The sequence below is a fragment of the Peribacillus sp. Aquil_B1 genome, assembly GCF_022603275.1.
Classification (GTDB): domain Bacteria; phylum Bacillota; class Bacilli; order Bacillales; family DSM-1321; genus Peribacillus.
The window spans coordinates 137,553-157,196 of record NZ_JAKXEE010000004.1 but is presented as its reverse complement, the minus strand read 5'-3'; the positions used below and the strand labels follow the sequence as shown (position 1 = coordinate 157,196).

Here is a 19,644-nt window from a genome sequence, read left to right as displayed (position 1 = left end):
GCGGCTGCATAATTGCCTTACATATACCTATATTAGGGAACTTTTTTGCAAGATCATCCGTATAAGTATAAAGACATAGTAAGGAGTGAATTTATGTATTCCAAGATACAGCCACCAACGAAGAAAATATCCAAAGAATCAGTGAAGGTGTGGCGGATGACTGAAGCCATTACCAATCTCATTATCCTCGCCATCCTTGGCATCCTATTATTTGTTGATGATTATTTCACTTGGAAAGAATGGATTGGATGGATTTTAAACGGACTCATCGTATTATCTTTTTTCCATGCTATCTGGTCCATCTTCATTGAACCGATACTTTTGCAAAAGTATTGGCGTTACGACGTGAACGAAGAATTCATTCAAACAAAACGCGGAGCCTGGAGTGAAACGCATGAACTCATTCCGATGACGAAGGTTCAATCCGTCAAATTGAACCAAGGACCATTTTTGCGAAAGTATAACCTTTATTCCCTAAGCATCGGAACAATGGGCGACTCTCATGACATACCAGCGATCCCCGAGAAAGAGGCGTATGAATTACGAGATAAAATTGCCTATTTCGCAAAAATTAAGGAAGTGGATGAATGATGGAAGAACAGGCAAAACGATTACACCCTTTCAAAATCCCTTTCGAATTTTGGAAATTGCTGAAAGGAAATCTATTTTTCATAATCATGCTTTATGTCCTTAATTTCGGTTCTGAAAAGATGTATATGAAGGTACTCCAAATCGGCTTTCTAGTTTATCTGATTTGGAAAGTCATTTCTGTCATCCTTAAATGGTATACATATAAATACCAAATCATAGAAGGTACCTTACATATTACTTCAGGGCTTGTCTCGAAATCGTATCGAACTGTCCCGCTTCATAAGGTTCAGAATGTCCAGCAACGAACGACGTTATTTCATAAGATTTTCAGATTGACCTCTTTAACATTCGAAACGGGGATGACCGGTGATCAGGGGAGCGTACCTTTCGAGATGATTTCCCGAAAAGAGGCCGAACGGCTTGAGTTGGAATATGCTTCAAAACAAGAACTTCCAGTAATCGAAGCGGATATTCCCGAAGAACGAATTGCGGAGGATACGGAACCAGCAAATGAAAAAACGATCCACTTCACGCCAAGCAAACAAGATGTTCTGAAAGCTTCCTTTACATCACTCAGTTTTCTGGCTCTTATCCCGATATTGGCTACGTTATATAATACACTCGATGATTTTATCGATTTGGAGAATGCCGAAGGGTTTCTTGCCAAGTTATTGGATACATGGTGGATCATTACCATCGTTATTGCAGGACTCATCTGTGTCGCCGTTGCCTTCGGAATCGCTTCAACATTCGTTAAATATGGAAAATATGAAATTTCATCCGATCACGAGCGCATATATATCAAGAAAGGCGTACTGGACGAATCTGCTTTTTCCATTCGGAAAGAAAAAGTACAAGCAGTCGAAATCACCCAATCAATCATTAAAAGATTGCTGGGGTTGGCAGAAGTGAAACTGATCAGTGCAGGAAGCACCGGTGATGAAGAGCTGGAAACGAACACCCTCTATCCTTTTTTATCAATTGAACGGGCATATGGGATGATAGAAGAGATTTTACCCGCTTATAAAGTGGAACGGTCAATGAAGTCACTATCGAAACAGGCCTTCAAAATCCGAATGCTGCGGCCCAGCATTTTCTGGATTCTCACAACATTGGCGATCTATTATTTCAATGCCTCGCTATGGTATATCTCACTGATTCTACTCATCCTCATTTATACATTGAGAATAATGGATTACAAAAATAGCCGTTACTTAATAAATGATGAGTTCATTCAGTTCAAAGCCGGAAGTTTGGAAACATCACTATTCATAACCAAAAGAAGCAAGGTCATTCAAATTGAGGTGGGACGTTCGAAGCTGCAAAAGCTTTTCGGGCTTGCCACAATTGAAACGATCAACCGCTCCAAGCCTGTACACCATACCAAGCTCCAAGATGTATCCGTTGAATATGCAGACGAGTTTTACACATGGTATATGGACAGGACAAAAAATATCCAAGTTGAATAGTTATCATGGAACGAAAGAGCTGACGACGGCAGTCAGCTCTTTTTTTTATCGTCTATATCCCCCTCACACCTTGAATGGATGTCGCCAACTCACCTTGAAATTAATATTGGGAATTTTCTAACTTGAAACTTCAAAAAAGTCAAAGCAGACCGAAATATCTATAGAAGCCAAAATTAATTTGAGGTATATAAGAAGGAGGATTGATCCAAATGAGAAGACTGACAGACTGGTATTTTAATTCGCTAAAAAAACAAATATTGATTCCTTTTTTAGCTTTGATCATGATAAGCGGAATGGCCATCTCCTACATGAGCTATAAAAATAGTATCGAGTTGACGACAAAGGAACTTACCGGAACGACGGAAGAACAAGTCAAGTCAATGAACGATTCCTTTGAAATCTTCTTTCAAAAAACGGAAAGTCAATTGGATAGGATCGGTAAGTATCCCATCATGAGCTCTTATGACAAGAACCCGGAATCCATCATGGATGAGTTTTCCCATACACAGTCAAGCAGTTCTGAAATAAATGGTTTATACCTTGGCACGGAGAAAGATGGGAAAACATTGATATACCCAAAAGCTGAATTGCCGGCTGACTTCGACCCAAGACAAAGGGAATGGTATCAATCTGCATTGAAACAAAAAAACAAGACCATTTGGACGGAACCTTATACTGATCAGGCGACGAATACACTTGTCATTACGGCAGCAAAAGCCCTTTATGATGATCGCGATGAATTAATAGGCGTGCTCGGTGTCGACATCTCGATCGATACATTGATCACAATGGTCAATCAAACGAAATTCGGCGAAACGGGCTATACGGTTTTGCTGGATAAGAAAGGGTCATTCGTTACACATCCAGACAAGGAAAAAATTCAACAGGATATATCAAAGGAAAATATTTTCAAAAAAATGAAAAGTGAATCCGGATCAATGATCGAGGAATTTGAAGGGCAAAGCAGGATCGTCGGATACGCCACAAACCCTACCACCGGATGGAAAATAGCAGGGGTAATGGATGAAAATGAAGTGATAGTCCGTGCAAGCCCGATGATAATCGATAATATCATCACCCTTTTGATCGTCTTTACCGTCACTGCACTATCTGCCATCTTCATCACACGTTCTTTAACGAATCCCATTAAAAAGCTGCAGGAATCCATAAGGAAAATGGCTGACGGCGATTTCACCTCCAAGAATTCCATTTCAAGGAAAGACGAGATAGGCCAACTTGCAGAAGACACCAGCTTAATGACCAGGAATATGAGTCATATGTTAGGGGTTGTCAACAACCTTTCCGATAAAGTATCGGATTCCTCCATGACGCTAGTGGCTAGTGCCGATGAAAATTCAGCGGCAGCTAACGAAGTGGCCATGACGATGGAACAAATAGCGGCCGGTGCCATAGACCAAATCGAGGTCGGGCAGAATAACGAAATGGCCGTAAAGCTATTGGCTGACAAAATCAATGATCTTGAGGCGCAAACGGGCAAAATGGCCACGGAATCCGAAAATATGTTCAAGGCCTCCGAAAACGGAATCACTCAAGTACAAGGCCTGAAACAACAATTCAATGAAACGTCCCAGATATCCAATAAGATGAGTACGGCAGTCAAATCATTGGATGCACGATCCAATGATATTAGTGCGATCGTAAAGACCATAAGCGGGATTGCAGGTCAAACGAATTTACTCGCTCTGAATGCTGCCATCGAAGCAGCCAGGGCTGGTGAGCACGGAAAAGGGTTTGCAGTTGTTGCCGATGAAGTGAAGAAATTGGCCGAACAGACGGAAAAATCACTGAAAGAAATCTCTGAAATCATTCAAGCCATGCAAACCGATACAACCAATACCGTGCATTTGATTGATCAAGTCAATCAAAAAATCCATCTTCAGGATACTTCTGTAACGGATACGGAAAATGCCTTCAGTCACATTGCATCCATCATCGCGAACACATTCAGCAATTTTGACGAAATCAAAAAGATGATGAACGATATGGTAAACGAGGTCACAAGGATGGCAAGCAATGCAGAAAAATTAAATTCGATCAGTCAGGAAACTGCAGCAGGAACTGAAGAAGTATCTGCTTCCGTAGAACAAACGAATGCTTCCATGGAACAATTAAATGCCCTGGCTAGTGAATTGGATGCCCTATCTCAGGAAATGCACAAAGAAATAAAGAAGTTCACATTCTAATCACAAAAAAGACGGGTCCTAAGGGACCCGTCCTTTTTTTAACTTACGGCCTATAGAGTTCTTCTACCGTTCGTTAGCGTTTCATCTGTTTCCGTTATTCCTGAGTAAGAAGAACTGGATTTTCTCGCATCCGAATCGACTAACACAAGCAGCTTGCCACTCTTTACATCCGCTTCATAACGATTCGCCTCGTCTTCAGGTATGCCCATACCGATTAATGTACCGGCCAATCCGCCTGTACCAGCACCTACAGCCGCTCCGGCTAATGTTGCAGCAAGCGGTCCAGCTGCCAGTACCGGTCCGATTCCCGGAATCGCCAACGCACCCACACCAGCTAATAATCCGGCAGCACCGCCCAAAATACCTCCGGTCGCCGCACCAGCTGCGAGCCCCTCCTCAACTTTTGTACCCGTTTCTTCATTCACTGCATTTAATTCTTCTTTATCTTTAGCTACCACTGAAATATCTTCACGATCATATCCTTGTGCCTGTAATGACTCAACAGCCTTTATGGCTTCTTCTCCAGTTTCATATACACCAATTATACGTTTATCCATATCTATCATCCTCCTTAAAGAATGTAAATTGTCGCTCCCCCTTTACATACCCCAGAGGATGAAAGTGCTAAACGTTATTTAACAGGAAAAAAAATTTGAGTTAACCCTTTCTCAGAAAGGGTATATATAATCATAGTATGCATATTTTTAGGAGGTTTTCTTTTTGCTCATCGAGTTACTTAAAGATTTAGTATCCATCGACAGTTCATCGAAAGAAGGAGCTAACCAAGCAGTTGATTACTGTGCGGACTGGCTTAAAGATCAAGGACTTACCGTGAATGTGATCGTAAATAACGGTTATAAGATGCTTGTAAGCGAGATTGGCAGCGGAGATAAAACCCTAATTTGGAATGGCCATGTCGATGTTGTCAGCGGAACGCCGGATCAATTTTTCCCTGAGGTTCATGAAGGAAACTTATATGGACGCGGGACAGCCGATATGAAAGCCGGGGTTGCAGGGATGATGTGTGCATTTACCGAACTGAAAGATAAGGATTTAGGTTTGAAAATCCAGCTTCAGATCGTATCGGATGAAGAGATTGGCGGGTTGAACTGTTCCGGATATTTAGCGAAACATGGTTATAGAGGGGACTTTGTGATCTGTGGGGAACCGACGCAATTGGGAATCGGGCTCCAGGCAAAAGGTGCCCTTCGTCTCGATATTGAAGTATCCGGCAAGTCCGCACACGGAAGCCGTCCATGGGAAGGCGTGAATGCAATTGAAAAGGCCTATGATCTTTATCAAAAAATAAAGGAACTTCCTTTCACCCGGGATCATACTCCCCTTTACTCTTCCCCTTCACTTAACCTAGCAAAAATAAAAGGCGGGGAGGTCTATAATAAGGTACCGGATGCCTGTTTGCTAAGTCTAGATATTCGCTATCTTCCTACGCAAACAATGGAAGATATCATTGCTCAGATCGAAAGTGTGACAGGAAATAATGTTCACCTCAATATGTACAGTAAACCTGTAAAAACCGAAGAGTCAGACCCATTCATCACTCTGCTCCGTCCGATTATCGAAAGAAACACCAAGCAAGACGCTGTCATTTTTGGACAACACGGCTCCGCAGATACCGTCTTTTTTGCGGCATATGATATCCCAGCGATTGAATTCGGACCAAAAGGTGAGAACTGGCATGGAGATAGGGAATGCGTCAATCTTGAATCGGTGGCAGTCTATCAAAAAATGCTAGTCGATTTCGCTTCTGAATTTGTTTTACATTAATCCAAAACATGAAAAAAGCCAGCATCACATAGATGTCTGATCCGTTTGAAGACAATTAGGAATTCAATTATAAAACACAGTTGATTTGAACGGAAGGTGCATGAACTCCTGCGGGAAAAGCACGTTCAAGGGAGACCCCACAGGCGCAAAAGCGCCGAGGAGGCTCCCGGACCGCCCGCGGAAAGCAGGTGCCTGGAATGGAAATCAACCTTCGAAATGTTACATACTCTCAAAATAACTGTAGCCGGCATCACATAGATGCCGGCTATTTCCATGTTCCGAATATCCTCTCCTACTAAAATAAACAGCATTCAATTGTCTTTTATTACGTTGTTTTTTTACAAAATATTCAGGACTTTAAAACCAGGGATTTAACATCCATATATTACCTCATTAAACAGGATACGCCATTATATCAACACTATTTAGCAAAAATACGCTTATACTGACATAATAAATAATATATTTACATTTATCAGACAAGTACTTTTGACCTAGTTTATATTACATTTATTTATCAAGGGAAACCTTTTTGTAACACAATTACTATTCCACCGAAACATTATTGTCATAAAGACCTGTTATTCTAAGTCTACGATTTAAAACAAAGGAGACTATTCATTTTGAAAAAAATACTACTTCCACTATTCACTGCTTTCTTTTTGGTATTTAGTTTTTCCGGAGTTTCATCGGCTGCTACTACTACATACAAAGTTAAAAGCGGCGACACACTATGGGGTATCGCCAATAAACATAATATAACAGTCAATCAACTCAAAAGTTGGAACAACCTGAAAAAAGATAACATCCATCCAAAACAAGTTTTAAAGGTCAAGAAAACATCGACCGCCGCTAAACCTAAAGCTAAAACATCATCATCATCAAAAAAATATAAAACGATCACGGTGAAGGCAACAGCTTACACAGCGAACTGCAAAGGCTGCAGCGGGATTACAGCATCGGGTCTTAACTTAAAGAAAAACCCTAACGTAAAAGCCATCTCAGTTGACCCTAAAGTCATTCCACTTGGAACAAAAGTTCATGTAGAAGGATACGGGGATGCCATTGCGGCAGATAAAGGCGGCGCAATCAAAGGGAATAAAATTGACGTCTTCTACTCTTCTCACTCAAAAGCTATCAATTGGGGCAGAAAAACCGTTAAAGTAAAAATCTATAAATAATGATAGTAGAATCTGATCAGCTCTGGATACACAGGGCTGTTTTTTTTTGCAATTCTTTTCCGGAAGGTCAATAGATTCCATACAAAGATCACTATAAAAACGGTATTGGATGCTGTAAACTATAAAACAAAAAACAGACTCCCCTTATGCCGACACTTCGACATAAAAGAAGCCTATGATCGTTTAAAAAAATCAAGTTATTTTTGGAATATCATGCTTATCATGAAATCAAACCTTCAATTTTCCTATGTATTATATCCATATCTAAAATCTCAATATTTAATTTCCTTGATATATTATTGGAAATCATACAAATATGGTAATTTGAAGCTTTGAAGAATATGCTTTCAATCTGTTCTCTTTCCTGTTTCACTCTGTTTACTTTGCCATACTGTAAATCCTTAGGACACACAAGCCTGTTTTTCATATTTATTATTTTACCACCACTACATTTAATATATGCCTCTTTATAGCATAACGCATTCCAATAATAATCCTGTTTTCCTTCTTTTAAGTGATGGAGGTATCTCTGTTCTTCTTCACTAAAAAAATACTTAATTAATTCTTTATTTATCTTTCTTTCACATAGAATATCGATACCTAATTCTTGTTTTCCTATTCCTAGAACAACTAAATTCTTACTATGAGATAAATTAAAATGAATCCCACCATTTTTTATATAAGGTTTTCCATTTTTGCCGTAACCTATCTTAACTTTTGAAATATCTAATTTTTCACTCAATAAAGCATAGCGCAACAGTATATCTCCTGCAAATATAGTTTGCTTTCTGTATTGACTTGAACTATTGATATACCTAGCCCTATTTTCTGACAAACATGTATCCCACAAACTATGAAAATCTGTTTTATGAATGGAATTCATATTCAATAAAAAGATCCTCATGGTTATTTATTTTTCTTTTTGAATACGATGAGGGATATTATAGTAAAGGCAACCATCGTAATTAGGATCATCCATAAACTATAAGCGGATGTTACAAGCTTATCATTCATTTCGTAAACTATGCCGTAATGTTTCTTGTATTCCAAGATCTGTTCCGGGGTCGCATCTTTAAATACAGTTTCTACCGAATCCGTCATGAATGCTTTCCTCAGGAGGACGGCCGTATGGCTTATCGGGAAGTACATGATGATGTTCTGCACGAATGTGGGGACACCGCCAATAGGGACATACACCCCACATAAAAAACCTATGGCCGTTCCGACGATTGTACTCAGTGTGGAAAATGCGTTTTGCGTGTGGATGAAAAGCGTCAAGAATAAATTTATTGAACTGGATAAGGCAACCGAAAGAACAATGATGCCCAATACCTTTAAAATCTTCACACCACTCATGATTTCACTGCCTGCCAAGACAAGAAATAGCTCACAGCCCACGAAGGCAAGTAACGAGAAAAACAGGCCAATTCCAAATGAATTTATAACATAGCTTAACTGTATAGTTGATCTTGATAATGGCGCCGTTAAAAAATCATTTGTTTTTTTGCTTTCTTTATCTTTGACCATAATCCCGAATGCACCTAGAGTTGTCGTTACTGCAGTAATCGATAATAACCCTGCGACCATCCATTCATTGACCATCGCTTTGGATGCTTTCGTGCTTCCGACAAGTTCTTTTATTGTGTCGATTTGGGTTTGTTGTAAGAATACCGCATACAATAGAATGACAATGAAAACGGACAATAAGGAAAGAAGCAATAGTGTACGATCGCGACGGTATATTTTGTTATTCCTACTGATTAAGTGGTACAAGGATTTCACTGTGAGATACTCCCTTTTTCCTCTATAATGTTGATAAAGACATCATCCATACTTCCTTTTATAACCTCAAACGATTTTATTTCCCCCTCCAGTTCTTTTAAAATGCCATACGCATCTAACGTAGAAGGCAGGCGAAGGGTGTACGTTGAATTTTTCAACGTATAGGATAATCGTTTCTCCTTAAACCATGACGGGGGATCAAAAGCCTGGTTAAATATTAAATGCATACTATCAAATGCATATTCATCCTTCAATTGACTAGGTGTACCTTTTGCGACCAGACGCCCTTCTTTTATGACAACTACATGATCAGCCACGGCCGCTTCTTCCATATAGTGTGTTGTTAGAAAAATGGTCATATTCGTCTCTTCCTGTAACCTCTTAATGGCCTCCCAAACAAATAGTCTCGTTTGCGGATCTAGCCCCGTCGTCGGTTCATCCAGGAATAATATACTCGGTTTATGGATAATGGCACGGGCAATGTCCGCCCGCCTCCTTTGCCCGCCTGATAAAGTGCTGTAGTTTTTAGCTTTTATATCATCCAGGTTCAAATATTTCGAAACAAAATGATAGTTTTCTTGAATTTGACTTTTGCTCAAATTATAATAGTGGCCCCGGTTCATAATATTCTCATAAACCGTTAAACGTTCATCTAATATGCTCTCCTGGAATACAACCCCGATTTTATCGCGAATCGAGTTGTTTCCTTTTCCCTCACCAAGGGTACAGCCATCGATCATGACATCCCCAGCGGTTTTTTTTAGCAGCGTACACAGGATGTCGATCGTTGTCGATTTGCCTGCCCCATTGGTTCCCAGAAAGGCAAATAGCTCCCCTTTTTTCACGGAAAAGGATATCCCTTTTACTGCTTCAAATGAACCGTATTTTTTTTGCAAATTCGTTACCTTAATAATGGCTTGTTCTTCCGGCATTCCTTCACCCTCTTCAATCTATACTGGAGGTATTAGATCATCAAACCTCCATCGACTGTGATAATTTGTCCAGTTATATATTTCGAATTTCTTTCAGCAAGAAAATAAGCTAGTTCACTTACATCATCCGGACCGCCCAATTGTCTTAAAGGAATCATTTCCAACAGTCTATTTTCGTCTAGATTACTTGTCATATCTGACTGAATAAAACCTGGACATATAGCATTGACCCGTACATTGTATTTCCCTAACTCTTTTGCCAAAGTTTTTGTTAATCCATTGATTCCTGCTTTTGATGCACTGTAGTTTGTCTGACCTTCTATACCTTTGATACCAGAAACTGAAGAAATGTTAACAATGTTCCCGTGACCTTGATTAATCATATATTTAGATACAAATTTACAACAGTTGAATGTACCATTTAAATTGGTATCAATTACTTCCTGCCAAGATTTTTGATTCATGAATGAAATGGTTTTATCCTTTTTGATTCCTGCATTATTAATTAAACAATCAATTCTTTCATTTTTTAAATAAATTGACTCTATAAATCCTCTTACTTGATTATAATCTCTAATATCAACATGAATTGCAGTAACACCAGGATTATTGTCTTCAATTAGTCTAGCCTTCGTCTCATTACCGAAATATGTAAAATAAACATTGTAATCATTTCTATAAAACTTATCGATTATTGACTGGCCTAAATCTCCAGTCCCACCTGTAATAATTACTGTTTTTTTCATTTTAGGTCCTCTTTATCCCTGAATTTATTTTTAAAATACTATCATTTCCAACCTCATTAGTTTCAATGATTAATGTTTCCCCTTCTAAATCTAATGAAGTGATTAATTTTAAGAATCCAGATAGTGAATTAGAAGTTCCTATACTTTTAGAAGTATTAATAATGTTAATATCATGAGTCGACATATTATCTCTCAAATATTCGGAAATCAATTCATCATTACTATTAGTTGATCCATAGATAATATTTTTACATTTACCAATTTTTAATTCTTGTTCTAAGTTGAATATTATTTTTTCTCTGTTTTTTTCATAATGTTGAAAACTATGAATCTTGTTAATTGCAGCATGACCTTCATTATTCTCAATAATCACCGTAATAGCTCCTGCGATGGCATTAATGCTATACGAATTATTACCCATATGATAAATAGATCCTTCTTCATTTCCTTCAACAGCTGTAACTATTGCAATGTCAATTACATCATTATTTATATAAGTTGTAGCCATTTTTAACGCATCAATACCGGATAAGTTTCCGGATATAACAGTGGAATTTAATCCCGTTATCCCAAAGACAATAGAAGTCCAGCCTGAAATACTATTCAATACCGAACTAGAGAACTTTAATGGACTAACAAAGTCTGCTGAGGCTTCATACACATCTGACATAAAATGAAAAGCAGCATCAGTTGGATTTAGCGTACTTCCTACAAAAACTCCAATTCTCTCAGAAGGATGCAATTCATATTTTTCTCCTGCATCCTTTATAGCCTCACTAACAGAAGCAATCGCCAAATTTGTAGCTTTTGTCAAAGAACGAAGTCCTTTATATTTAATGAATTTTTTTATATCAAAATCTTCCGGTTCGTAAATGCCTTCTATTTCGATTCCACTTTTTATGCTATCAGCGCTAATTTCTCGAGGAAGAACCTTACCTACACCAATAATATTCATATTGATACTCATCCTTTCATTTTATCAATTCAATTCTCCCTGAATTTTTTAAAAATTATACTGGAATTTGCGCCACCAAATGCGTATGAATTATTCATTGCATACTCAATATTGAATTGTCGTGCTTTATTCGGTATGCAGTCAACGTCACAATTTTCATCTTCTGTTTCAAAATTTATAGTGGGGGGAGCAATATTTTGATCCACAGCGTTACAACAAACAATAGCTTCCAATAAACTCGCAGCCCCCATGGAATGGCCTATCATAGATTTTATTGAACTCATTGGTACTTTCCTCTTAAATAAGTTATTTACTGCATAAGACTCCGCTTTATCATTTGCCTGAGTTCCTGTGCCATGAGCACTGATGTAATCTATATCCTCTAATTTAATGTTCGCTTTATGTATTGCTTTTTCCATAGCTCGTATTACACCCTTAGATTCAGGATGGGGAGCTGTAATATGATAGGCATCGCAAGAAACTCCATACCCTGTTATTTCCGCCAAAATATTAGCTCCTCTTGCTTTAGCATGTTCCAACTCTTCTAATACTAGACACCCTGCTCCTTCAGCAACAAGCATACCATCCCTATTTTCATCAAATGGTTTACACTTACTTGAAGCAATTGCTTTCAATCTATTGAATCCATAATATGCTATTGTTGAAAAGGGATCCTCTCCTACTGTAAAACAAATGGATTGTTCTCCTTTCCTTATCTTCTCGAAACCTTGAATAATAGCATAATTTCCAGCAGAACAAGCATTTGCAATCAGCATTGTCTCTCCTTGTAAAGAAAATTCTCTACAAGCATTGGCTAATAACGTATATAAAAAGGATTGGTCAAGTAATTTCTCTGGACTTGATACTCCCAAATAACGGTTATTATCTGTTGTCTCAATAGCTATTTCTCCCATAGTCGTCCCAACGAATAAGTCTGCTTTTTGGTATGTATGGCAATCTAAATTCGCGTTGCTAATAGCATCATACATACTAGCTATTAGCAAAGCCGAACCTCTCCCAATTGATTGATAATCATTCACCTTAATGAATTCAGAAGAATCAAAATTCTTAATTTGGCCTCCATAACTAGGACCGACTAATTGTAATCCCTTCTTCTCTATTAAGGAAATACCTGACTTCCCCTTTAAACAGGACTCTAAAAAGTCTTTAGAATTAAGACCTATGGAAGTGATAGCTCCAGTTCCTGTCACAACTACTCTCTTCAAATTATTCATCTCCCCTAAGAGTAAAAGTCAACTCACCGTATGCACATTTTTCATCATTTACTTTCACTACTGCTTGAACGATAGCGGCATTACTTATTCTTTTAACGATGTTTATACTTATCATCATCTGATCCCCGGGCACAATTACTTTTTTAAACTTTACATTTGTATGATATAGAAGGGGTAAAGCCTCTACAGTTTCTATCGATGATTCATTTAATAATGAAAACAAAAGGATAGTAGATTGTGCCATTGCCTCGGTTATATAAACACCAGGAAAAATTTTCTTATGAGGAAAGTGTCCCTGAAAACATGGTTCATTCCCACTAACATTTTTCATACAAACTATCTTAGAATTATCAAACTCAACTATTCTATCTACCATAAGGAATGGATATTTTTGAGGTAATGTATTTAATACATGATCATGCGTTAAAAAGTTCATACTAATTCCTTGCTCTTTTCTTCAATGACAGAAATAATGTTGTTTAATGATGTAAACTTTTGTAATTCTTCTTCTGCTATCTTAATTTGAAACTCTTTTTCCACACTAGCTAGAATTTCTAAAGCCATCATTGAATCGGCGTCTAGTTCTTCTACTAAATCCGTATCGTCTTTTATATCTTCAATTTCAACCTCCAAAATTTCTGCAATCATTTCAACCAATTTCTCTTTTTTTTCTATATTCATTAAAAATCTCATCCTTCATCATTTATTGTTTGCTATATTTACTATTCTTTGATTTACTTGCATGACATCAAGTTTCATAGGACATTGATAGGATGTACCTCTATATAATTTATAGTCACCCACCTGTAAAAAACCTATACGCTCATACATCTTTTTTGATTTTTCTCTACTCTGTAAAAGTAAATGAGTGATTTCTTCAGAAATTATGATATCTTTCAACCTATCGAACAAAAGATTCAAAACGTTTCCTTTCAGAGAAATACTATTAGTATAAGGAGTATCCAATACTACTAATCTCATTACCTCTGCATATTTTTCATCATGCTTCGATACTAAGTTATGGGTTTGTTCAACTTCCAATAACTCGTCTTTTATTTTTACAATTAAAGAAAAAAAGCCCACTAATACATTACCTTCATAACAACCTATATGATAAGCATGTTCATCACACTTATCTTTTAGTAATCCATTCGGATATTCTTCAGCAGGTACGGTTTTTTCATTCTCTACAAAAACCTTATATCTAACTGAGTAAAGTTCATTTTTTTCTCCTTCTGATTCTAGGATTTTTGCCTTCAACATCTATTCATCACCTCCTTAAAAATGATATTTTTCAAACCGTAAAAAAGTTGTTACTGTTTTATCAATTTTTATGCAAAAAGATTATAAAGTATTTTCAAGATTTTATTTTCATATTACAAACTATTATTTAAATAAAACTTTAAAATAATCCAAATGATTTTTAATACTTTTATTAATAAGTCAAAAGGATCACCTTTTTAAATACTCTCATTAAAAAACATGAAATAAGACTCATTAATTACCATATTTTTCATTAAAATATTCCCATTAAGTTATATATTAACATATATATATAAATTTGGGTAAAAATTTTGGTTTTTTTTAGGTCTTTTGTTCCTGTTTGTTTTATTTGGTACGTTAAACCAAAATAACTTTATATATATATAAAAATAGTTTTATATATATATAAAAATTTAAAGAAGAGCAAAATTTGTTAGACTTTCCCAAGTTACGGTTCATCCTTATCTATATTGAATAAAACGATGAATAAAAGTTTCTTTAAGGAAAAAAATCCCCCCTCTAGCCGTAGAGGGGGGATTTTATATTGAGTTTGGTAACCTATTCAGTTGATTCGGAGAGTTTAACAAGTATGTAATACGTTCAATACTCTTTCATCGGTTGCTTTTGTCATTCACCCAGAATTAATTAATTTCAAGCTGAGTAATCTGAATATCCCCAAATGCTTATCTCTTTATTTATATATTCAATAAAAAGATCCTCATGGTTATTTATTTTTCTTTTTGAATACGATGAGGGATATTATAGTGAAGGCAACCATCGTAATTAGGATCATCCATAAACTATAAGCGGATGTCACAAGCTTATCATTCATTTCGTATACTATACCGTAATGTTTCTTGTATTCCAAGATCTGTTCCGGAGTCGCATCTTTAAATACAGTTTGTACCGAATCCGTCATGAACGCTTGCCTCAGGAGGACGGCCGTATGGCTTATCGGGAAGTACATGATGATGTTCTGCACAAAAGTGGGGACACCGCCAATAGGGACATACACCCCACATAAAAAACCTATGGCCGTTCCGACGATTGTACTCAGTGTGGAAAATGCGTTTTGCGTGTGGATGAAAAGCGTCAAGAATAAATTTATTGAACTGGATAAGGCAACCGAAAGAACAATGATGCCCAATACCTTTAAAATCTTCACACCACTCATGATTTCACTGCCTGCCAAGACAAGAAATAGCTCACAGCCCACGAAGGCAAGTAACGAGAAAAACAGGCCAATTCCAAATGAATTTATAACATAGCTTAACTGTATAGTTGATCTTGATAATGGCGCCGTTAAAAAATCATTTGTTTTTTTGCTTTCTTTATCTTTGACCATAATCCCGAATGCACCTAGAGTTGTCGTTACTGCAGTAATCGATAATAACCCTGCGACCATCCATTCATTGACCATCGCTTTGGATGCTTTCGTGCTTCCGACAAGTTCTTTTATTGTGTCGATTTGGGTTTGTTGTAAGAATACCGCATACAATAGAATGACAATGAAAACGGACAATAAGGAAAGAAGCAATAGTGTACGATCGCGACGGTATATTTTGTTATTCCTACTGATTAAGTGGTACAAGGATTTCACTGTGAGATACTCCCTTTTTCCTCTATAATGTTGATAAAGACATCATCCATACTTCCTTTTATAACCTCAAACGATTTTATTTCCCCCTCCAGTTCTTTTAAAATGCCATACGCATCTAACGTAGAAGGCAGGCGAAGGGTGTACGTTGAATTTTTCAACGTATAGGATAATCGTTTCTCCTTAAACCATGACGGGGGATCAAAAGCCTGGTTAAATATTAAATGCATACTATCAAATGCATATTCATCCTTCAATTGACTAGGTGTACCTTTTGCGACCAGACGCCCTTCTTTTATGACAACTACATGATCAGCCACGGCCGCTTCTTCCATATAGTGTGTTGTTAGAAAAATGGTCATATTCGTCTCTTCCTGTAACCTCTTAATGGCCTCCCAAACAAATAGTCTCGTTTGCGGATCTAGCCCCGTCGTCGGTTCATCCAGGAATAATATACTCGGTTTATGGATAATGGCACGGGCAATGTCCGCCCGCCTCCTTTGCCCGCCTGATAAAGTGCTGTAGTTTTTAGCTTTTATATCATCCAGGTTCAAATATTTCGAAACAAAATGATAGTTTTCTTGAATTTGACTTTTGCTCAAATTATAATAGTGGCCCCGGTTCATAATATTCTCATAAACCGTTAAACGTTCATCTAATATGCTCTCCTGGAATACAACCCCGATTTTATCGCGAATCGAGTTGTTTCCTTTTCCCTCACCAAGGGTACAGCCATCGATCATGACATCCCCAGCGGTTTTTTTTAGCAGCGTACACAGGATGTCGATCGTTGTCGATTTGCCTGCCCCATTGGTTCCCAGAAAGGCAAATAGCTCCCCTTTTTTCACGGAAAAGGATATCCCTTTTACTGCTTCAAATGAACCGTATTTTTTTTGCAAATTCGTTACCTTAATAATGGCTTGTTCTTCCGGCATTCCTTCACCCTCTTCAATCTATACTGGAGGTATTAGATCATCAAACCTCCATCGACTGTGATAATTTGTCCAGTTATATATTTCGCAAGAAAAAATAATATTTCACTAGTTTTTAACTAGTAACTTTTACAGATTGTTATTACATTTATAATACTATGTATCCATAATAATCAATAATTGGTCGTTCAGTTTAGGAATTCCATGGTTCACTCATATCCTTGAGCTAACGAAATATATCGGCCATGATTAATTTATTCATTATCTTTAGTTAAGTATTCCTTTATCTTTTTCTCTTCCCATTCTTTGCCCCATCTACTTAGTACCAAGGTATATAAACAATGTGCGACAATACCCAATCCCCATCCCATTAAAGGATAAATTGACCACCAACTGCCGGAGCTAGTCATCATATTAATAAAAATTAACATAACATTCACAGAAATATACCAAACTAAATGAACATATAATAACTTTAATTCCTTTACGCGTTTTCTTGCATTCTCATATCTATTTTGTGACATATTTTATCCCTCTATCGTCTTTTTAATTTTTCATTAATGCTTTTCACTTCCTGGAAATTGATCCAATAAATCACACATAAAATAACAAGGTATATCGCAAGGTGAATAATAAAGAACACAATGATTGCCATAGGATTCTCAAATGGGCTTTCATACCATTGCCCTTTTGCACCGCAAGCAAGTACAAGCAATAAAGAAACGGCATAATGTATGAATAGTTTGACCGTTATCGGCCATCGCTCAATGTAAAAAACAAGTAAAGTTATACCACAGCCAAACCCAAGTATAATAGCTAAAAGAAATTCTAAAAATAACTCCTGACCGTCTATATTATGGGTTGGATTTTGTAATAAGATAATAGTAATGATTGTATAGGAAATACTTAGTCCGATTACCATTCCTAAAAGGGAAACCTGCATAATGATTTTCATCATGTATCCCTCCCGATTCCTAATCTCTTTTTAAGACCTTTTAAATACGAACGACTAACAAGGACAGTCGTTTCATTATTCATCACGAGCTGCATCATCCCCATTCCCTCAACCTTCATAGAGGAAATTTTCGTTACATTCACAAGTGTGGATTTATTTACACGGACAAAATCTTTTTCTAATAACTCCTCAAGTTCATATAACTTACGCTTTGATTCATATTCATTTTCTTCTGTTTGAAAGTAAACCTTAGCTCCTTCTGAAAATACAAAGTAAATGTCGACAATTTTCAACATGAAAATTTCTTTTTGTAAATATCCGTCAATTACATCTGTACTCGTAGCCTTCAAATACTTCATAAGTTGTTCTATTTTGCCGCTATACTCATTTGCATGGATTACTACTTCTGGCTCGACATATTTTTCATCGATTATTAGCTTAATTTGCATAAGCCTCCTCCGCTTCTTCTAAAATATACCATGGTCATTTCATTATTTTTCAAATTTAATCATAAGTGGTTGAAAACGATCTATAACTTACCTGGAATTGATTATAAAATACATTTCATACTCTTTTTATATCGAAAAAACAACACTTTTTAAAATCCCCTGAAGTTTACATGTAGTAATAACCTTTCAATTTCGTTTATGAACAATTTTACTGTTCCGCCCTACATAAACTAAGGTAATTTACGAATTAACAGCTAGATCTCGAAGGGCAATAGGAATTAGAGATATGAAATACATAAGGCTGGAACAATATAAATTTCGATGGCATTCCTCGAATCTATTTCACTATAAAATCACAAATGCCTTTTCCTTTTGTCAACTAAAACAACACAGTATCCATGTGATACTGTGCAGAATTATCTATTAAACAGGATTTTCCTAAATATAATGGTAAAGCAATCATACTCTAAATTTCCATTTTTGACCACAGTCAAGAGGACCGATTGACTTAGGCAGCCACGCCCTATAAACAATAAAATGTAACTAAAAACCCGCATAACATTTACCGAAAATTCAGTCAATGTTATGATTAGTACATCTTAATCAAAAGAGAGGTGTGCGCTTTGAATATTGTCATTATAGGGGCTGGGGCACTCGGCTCCTACTTTGGGGGCAGGTTGCAGCAGGCCGGGCAGGATGTTCAATACCTTGTCCGAAAAAACCGCGCCAAACAATTGAAAGAAAACGGGATCAGCATAACCAGCCCACATGGAAACTACCAATTCAACGACCTTCATATCACAGAGAATGTAAATGATATAGAAAAGGTCGATCTCGTGATTCTTGCGGTGAAAGGACAGCATCTGCAAGGCACCCTTACAGATTTACAGGTCCTTGTTGAAAAGGGCGCAAAGGTCCTCCCGCTTTTGAACGGGTTGGAGCATGTATCCATTTTACAGGACAAACTGGGCGAAGAAGCCGTCTTGGGAGGAAGCGCCTTCATCATAGCTACCCTTGATGAAAAAGGTCATGTCATTCACTCCAATGAAAATCACGATTTAATCTATGGCCCGCTTCATCCTTCACAAAACAAGATTTGTGATGAATTCGAACAGGCGGCCGGATCAGCTATCATGAAGGCAAGCAGAACGGAAAACATATTGATCAGGATGTGGATCAAATATATGTTCATCACCGCTTTTTCCGGTGTGACAACTGCATCGAACCTCCCTATCGGCACGATACGGAGATTCCCGGAAACCAATGGATTGCTAGAAAAGGTCCTTGTTGAAATGAAGGAGCTTGCAAATGCTTATGACGTCGGTATTACTGTGGAGAATATTGCTCAAGCGTTGGAAAACATGGCAGGTTTACCTGACGAATCCACCTCTTCCATGCACCAGGACCGCCGGAAGGGCCTAACCCTGGAAGTGGAACATTTACAGGGCGGTGCACTGCGGCTTGCCGACAAGGCAGGTTTGAAACTTCCTGTGATTGGAACCCTTTATGCACTCATAAAACCATTCGAAAATTGATTTTCCCCAATACCGGCGCCCCACCGGTATTTT

Annotated in this window: 21 protein-coding genes; 6 read left to right on the top strand and 15 right to left on the bottom strand. The window is 37.4% G+C overall.

Annotation, left to right across the window (positions count from 1 at the left end):
• Nucleotides 1-93 precede the first annotated feature (93 nt).
• From MPH60_RS22065 to MPH60_RS22055, 3 genes are all read left to right on the top strand, one after another.
• Entirely contained in the window at nucleotides 94-591 is a 498-nt protein-coding gene (locus tag MPH60_RS22065) for a PH domain-containing protein (RefSeq protein ID WP_241590031.1), read from the top strand.
• Nucleotides 588-2,060: a PH domain-containing protein gene (locus tag MPH60_RS22060; protein ID WP_241590032.1), complete on the top strand. Its 1,473-nt coding sequence runs from the start codon at nucleotides 588-590 to the stop codon at nucleotides 2,058-2,060. Before MPH60_RS22065 ends, MPH60_RS22060 begins: the two co-directional genes overlap by 4 nt.
• Nucleotides 2,061-2,269: 209 nt before the next feature.
• The gene (locus MPH60_RS22055; RefSeq protein ID WP_241590033.1) at nucleotides 2,270-4,264 is read left to right on the top strand and encodes a methyl-accepting chemotaxis protein; all 1,995 of its coding nucleotides are present in this window, start codon (nucleotides 2,270-2,272) and stop codon (nucleotides 4,262-4,264) included.
• A gap of 50 nt (nucleotides 4,265-4,314) precedes the next feature.
• Here the strand turns inward: MPH60_RS22055 and MPH60_RS22050 are convergent, their stop codons facing one another.
• A complete protein-coding gene (locus MPH60_RS22050; protein WP_241590034.1) occupies nucleotides 4,315-4,821 on the bottom strand; it encodes a general stress protein in 507 nt (168 codons plus the stop codon).
• A gap of 163 nt (nucleotides 4,822-4,984) precedes the next feature.
• Here MPH60_RS22050 and MPH60_RS22045 point away from each other — a divergent pair, with 163 nt between their 5' ends.
• Nucleotides 4,985-6,049: a M20 family metallopeptidase gene (locus MPH60_RS22045; RefSeq protein ID WP_241590035.1), complete on the top strand. Its 1,065-nt coding sequence runs from the start codon at nucleotides 4,985-4,987 to the stop codon at nucleotides 6,047-6,049.
• A 623-nt stretch (nucleotides 6,050-6,672) separates the two neighbouring features.
• Nucleotides 6,673-7,230, top strand: a complete 558-nt coding sequence (locus MPH60_RS22040) for a 3D domain-containing protein (protein ID WP_101224913.1) — start codon at nucleotides 6,673-6,675, stop codon at nucleotides 7,228-7,230.
• Nucleotides 7,231-7,450: 220 nt separating this feature from the next.
• On the opposite strand, the gene MPH60_RS22035 is transcribed toward MPH60_RS22040, so the two are convergent.
• From MPH60_RS22035 to MPH60_RS21970, 14 genes are all read right to left on the bottom strand, one after another.
• Nucleotides 7,451-8,113, bottom strand: coding sequence for a 4'-phosphopantetheinyl transferase family protein (locus tag MPH60_RS22035; protein ID WP_241590163.1), 663 nt, complete (start codon nucleotides 8,111-8,113; stop codon nucleotides 7,451-7,453).
• 23 nt (nucleotides 8,114-8,136) lie between these two features.
• On the bottom strand, nucleotides 8,137-9,012 hold the full coding sequence (locus MPH60_RS22030; protein WP_241590036.1) for an ABC transporter permease: 876 nt from the start codon (nucleotides 9,010-9,012) through the stop codon (nucleotides 8,137-8,139).
• On the bottom strand, nucleotides 9,009-9,944 hold the full coding sequence (locus MPH60_RS22025) for an ABC transporter ATP-binding protein (protein WP_241615863.1): 936 nt from the start codon (nucleotides 9,942-9,944) through the stop codon (nucleotides 9,009-9,011). Before MPH60_RS22025 ends, MPH60_RS22030 begins: the two co-directional genes overlap by 4 nt.
• A 32-nt stretch (nucleotides 9,945-9,976) precedes the next feature.
• A complete protein-coding gene (fabG, locus tag MPH60_RS22020; RefSeq protein WP_241590038.1) occupies nucleotides 9,977-10,690 on the bottom strand; it encodes a 3-oxoacyl-ACP reductase FabG in 714 nt (237 codons plus the stop codon).
• Between the two features lies 1 nt (nucleotide 10,691).
• Nucleotides 10,692-11,645: a beta-ketoacyl synthase N-terminal-like domain-containing protein gene (locus tag MPH60_RS22015; protein WP_241590039.1), complete on the bottom strand. Its 954-nt coding sequence runs from the start codon at nucleotides 11,643-11,645 to the stop codon at nucleotides 10,692-10,694.
• A gap of 29 nt (nucleotides 11,646-11,674) precedes the next feature.
• On the bottom strand, nucleotides 11,675-12,880 hold the full coding sequence (locus tag MPH60_RS22010) for a beta-ketoacyl-[acyl-carrier-protein] synthase family protein (RefSeq protein WP_241590040.1): 1,206 nt from the start codon (nucleotides 12,878-12,880) through the stop codon (nucleotides 11,675-11,677).
• Entirely contained in the window at nucleotides 12,873-13,316 is a 444-nt protein-coding gene (fabZ, locus tag MPH60_RS22005; protein ID WP_241590041.1) for a 3-hydroxyacyl-ACP dehydratase FabZ, read from the bottom strand. The genes MPH60_RS22010 and fabZ overlap by 8 nt, the downstream gene beginning before the upstream one ends.
• Entirely contained in the window at nucleotides 13,313-13,561 is a 249-nt protein-coding gene (locus tag MPH60_RS22000) for an acyl carrier protein (RefSeq protein WP_241590042.1), read from the bottom strand. Before MPH60_RS22000 ends, fabZ begins: the two co-directional genes overlap by 4 nt.
• Before the next feature lie 18 nt (nucleotides 13,562-13,579).
• Nucleotides 13,580-14,143 carry an N-acyl amino acid synthase FeeM domain-containing protein gene (locus MPH60_RS21995; protein ID WP_241590043.1) on the bottom strand — a complete coding sequence of 188 codons (564 nt, stop codon included), beginning with the start codon at nucleotides 14,141-14,143 and terminating at the stop codon, nucleotides 13,580-13,582.
• Nucleotides 14,144-14,867: 724 nt separating this feature from the next.
• Entirely contained in the window at nucleotides 14,868-15,743 is an 876-nt protein-coding gene (locus MPH60_RS21990; protein ID WP_241590044.1) for an ABC transporter permease, read from the bottom strand.
• Nucleotides 15,740-16,675, bottom strand: a complete 936-nt coding sequence (locus tag MPH60_RS21985; RefSeq protein ID WP_241615863.1) for an ABC transporter ATP-binding protein — start codon at nucleotides 16,673-16,675, stop codon at nucleotides 15,740-15,742. The genes MPH60_RS21990 and MPH60_RS21985 overlap by 4 nt, the downstream gene beginning before the upstream one ends.
• A gap of 251 nt (nucleotides 16,676-16,926) precedes the next feature.
• Nucleotides 16,927-17,196 carry a 2TM domain-containing protein gene (locus MPH60_RS21980; RefSeq protein WP_241590045.1) on the bottom strand — a complete coding sequence of 90 codons (270 nt, stop codon included), beginning with the start codon at nucleotides 17,194-17,196 and terminating at the stop codon, nucleotides 16,927-16,929.
• 11 nt (nucleotides 17,197-17,207) lie between these two features.
• Complete coding sequence (locus tag MPH60_RS21975; RefSeq protein WP_241590046.1) at nucleotides 17,208-17,630, bottom strand: DUF3021 domain-containing protein; 423 nt, start codon at nucleotides 17,628-17,630, stop codon at nucleotides 17,208-17,210.
• Complete coding sequence (locus tag MPH60_RS21970) at nucleotides 17,627-18,076, bottom strand: LytTR family DNA-binding domain-containing protein (RefSeq protein ID WP_241590047.1); 450 nt, start codon at nucleotides 18,074-18,076, stop codon at nucleotides 17,627-17,629. The genes MPH60_RS21975 and MPH60_RS21970 overlap by 4 nt, the downstream gene beginning before the upstream one ends.
• Before the next feature lie 614 nt (nucleotides 18,077-18,690).
• Between MPH60_RS21970 and MPH60_RS21965 the strand changes: the two genes are divergently transcribed.
• Nucleotides 18,691-19,611, top strand: coding sequence for a ketopantoate reductase family protein (locus tag MPH60_RS21965; RefSeq protein WP_336275677.1), 921 nt, complete (start codon nucleotides 18,691-18,693; stop codon nucleotides 19,609-19,611).
• Nucleotides 19,612-19,644 lie beyond the last annotated feature (33 nt).

Bases quoted from the DNA above. Each gene is read 5' to 3' on its own strand.
- MPH60_RS22000 (WP_241590042.1), bottom strand. From the start codon at position 13,561: ATGAATATAGAAAAAAAAGAGAAATTGGTTGAAATGATTGCAGAAATT.
- MPH60_RS21995 (WP_241590043.1), bottom strand. From the start codon at position 14,143: ATGTTGAAGGCAAAAATCCTAGAATCAGAAGGAGAAAAAAATGAACTT.
- MPH60_RS22060 (WP_241590032.1), top strand. From the start codon at position 588: ATGATGGAAGAACAGGCAAAACGATTACACCCTTTCAAAATCCCTTTC.
- MPH60_RS22010 (WP_241590040.1), bottom strand. From the start codon at position 12,880: ATGAATAATTTGAAGAGAGTAGTTGTGACAGGAACTGGAGCTATCACT.
- MPH60_RS21970 (WP_241590047.1), bottom strand. From the start codon at position 18,076: ATGCAAATTAAGCTAATAATCGATGAAAAATATGTCGAGCCAGAAGTA.
- MPH60_RS22055 (WP_241590033.1), top strand. From the start codon at position 2,270: ATGAGAAGACTGACAGACTGGTATTTTAATTCGCTAAAAAAACAAATA.
- MPH60_RS22015 (WP_241590039.1), bottom strand. From the start codon at position 11,645: ATGAATATTATTGGTGTAGGTAAGGTTCTTCCTCGAGAAATTAGCGCT.
- MPH60_RS22065 (WP_241590031.1), top strand. From the start codon at position 94: ATGTATTCCAAGATACAGCCACCAACGAAGAAAATATCCAAAGAATCA.
- MPH60_RS22050 (WP_241590034.1), bottom strand. From the start codon at position 4,821: ATGGATAAACGTATAATTGGTGTATATGAAACTGGAGAAGAAGCCATA.
- MPH60_RS21985 (WP_241615863.1), bottom strand. From the start codon at position 16,675: ATGCCGGAAGAACAAGCCATTATTAAGGTAACGAATTTGCAAAAAAAA.
- MPH60_RS21975 (WP_241590046.1), bottom strand. From the start codon at position 17,630: ATGATGAAAATCATTATGCAGGTTTCCCTTTTAGGAATGGTAATCGGA.
- MPH60_RS22035 (WP_241590163.1), bottom strand. From the start codon at position 8,113: ATGAATTCCATTCATAAAACAGATTTTCATAGTTTGTGGGATACATGT.
- fabZ (WP_241590041.1), bottom strand. From the start codon at position 13,316: ATGAACTTTTTAACGCATGATCATGTATTAAATACATTACCTCAAAAA.
- MPH60_RS22025 (WP_241615863.1), bottom strand. From the start codon at position 9,944: ATGCCGGAAGAACAAGCCATTATTAAGGTAACGAATTTGCAAAAAAAA.
- MPH60_RS21980 (WP_241590045.1), bottom strand. From the start codon at position 17,196: ATGTCACAAAATAGATATGAGAATGCAAGAAAACGCGTAAAGGAATTA.
- fabG (WP_241590038.1), bottom strand. From the start codon at position 10,690: ATGAAAAAAACAGTAATTATTACAGGTGGGACTGGAGATTTAGGCCAG.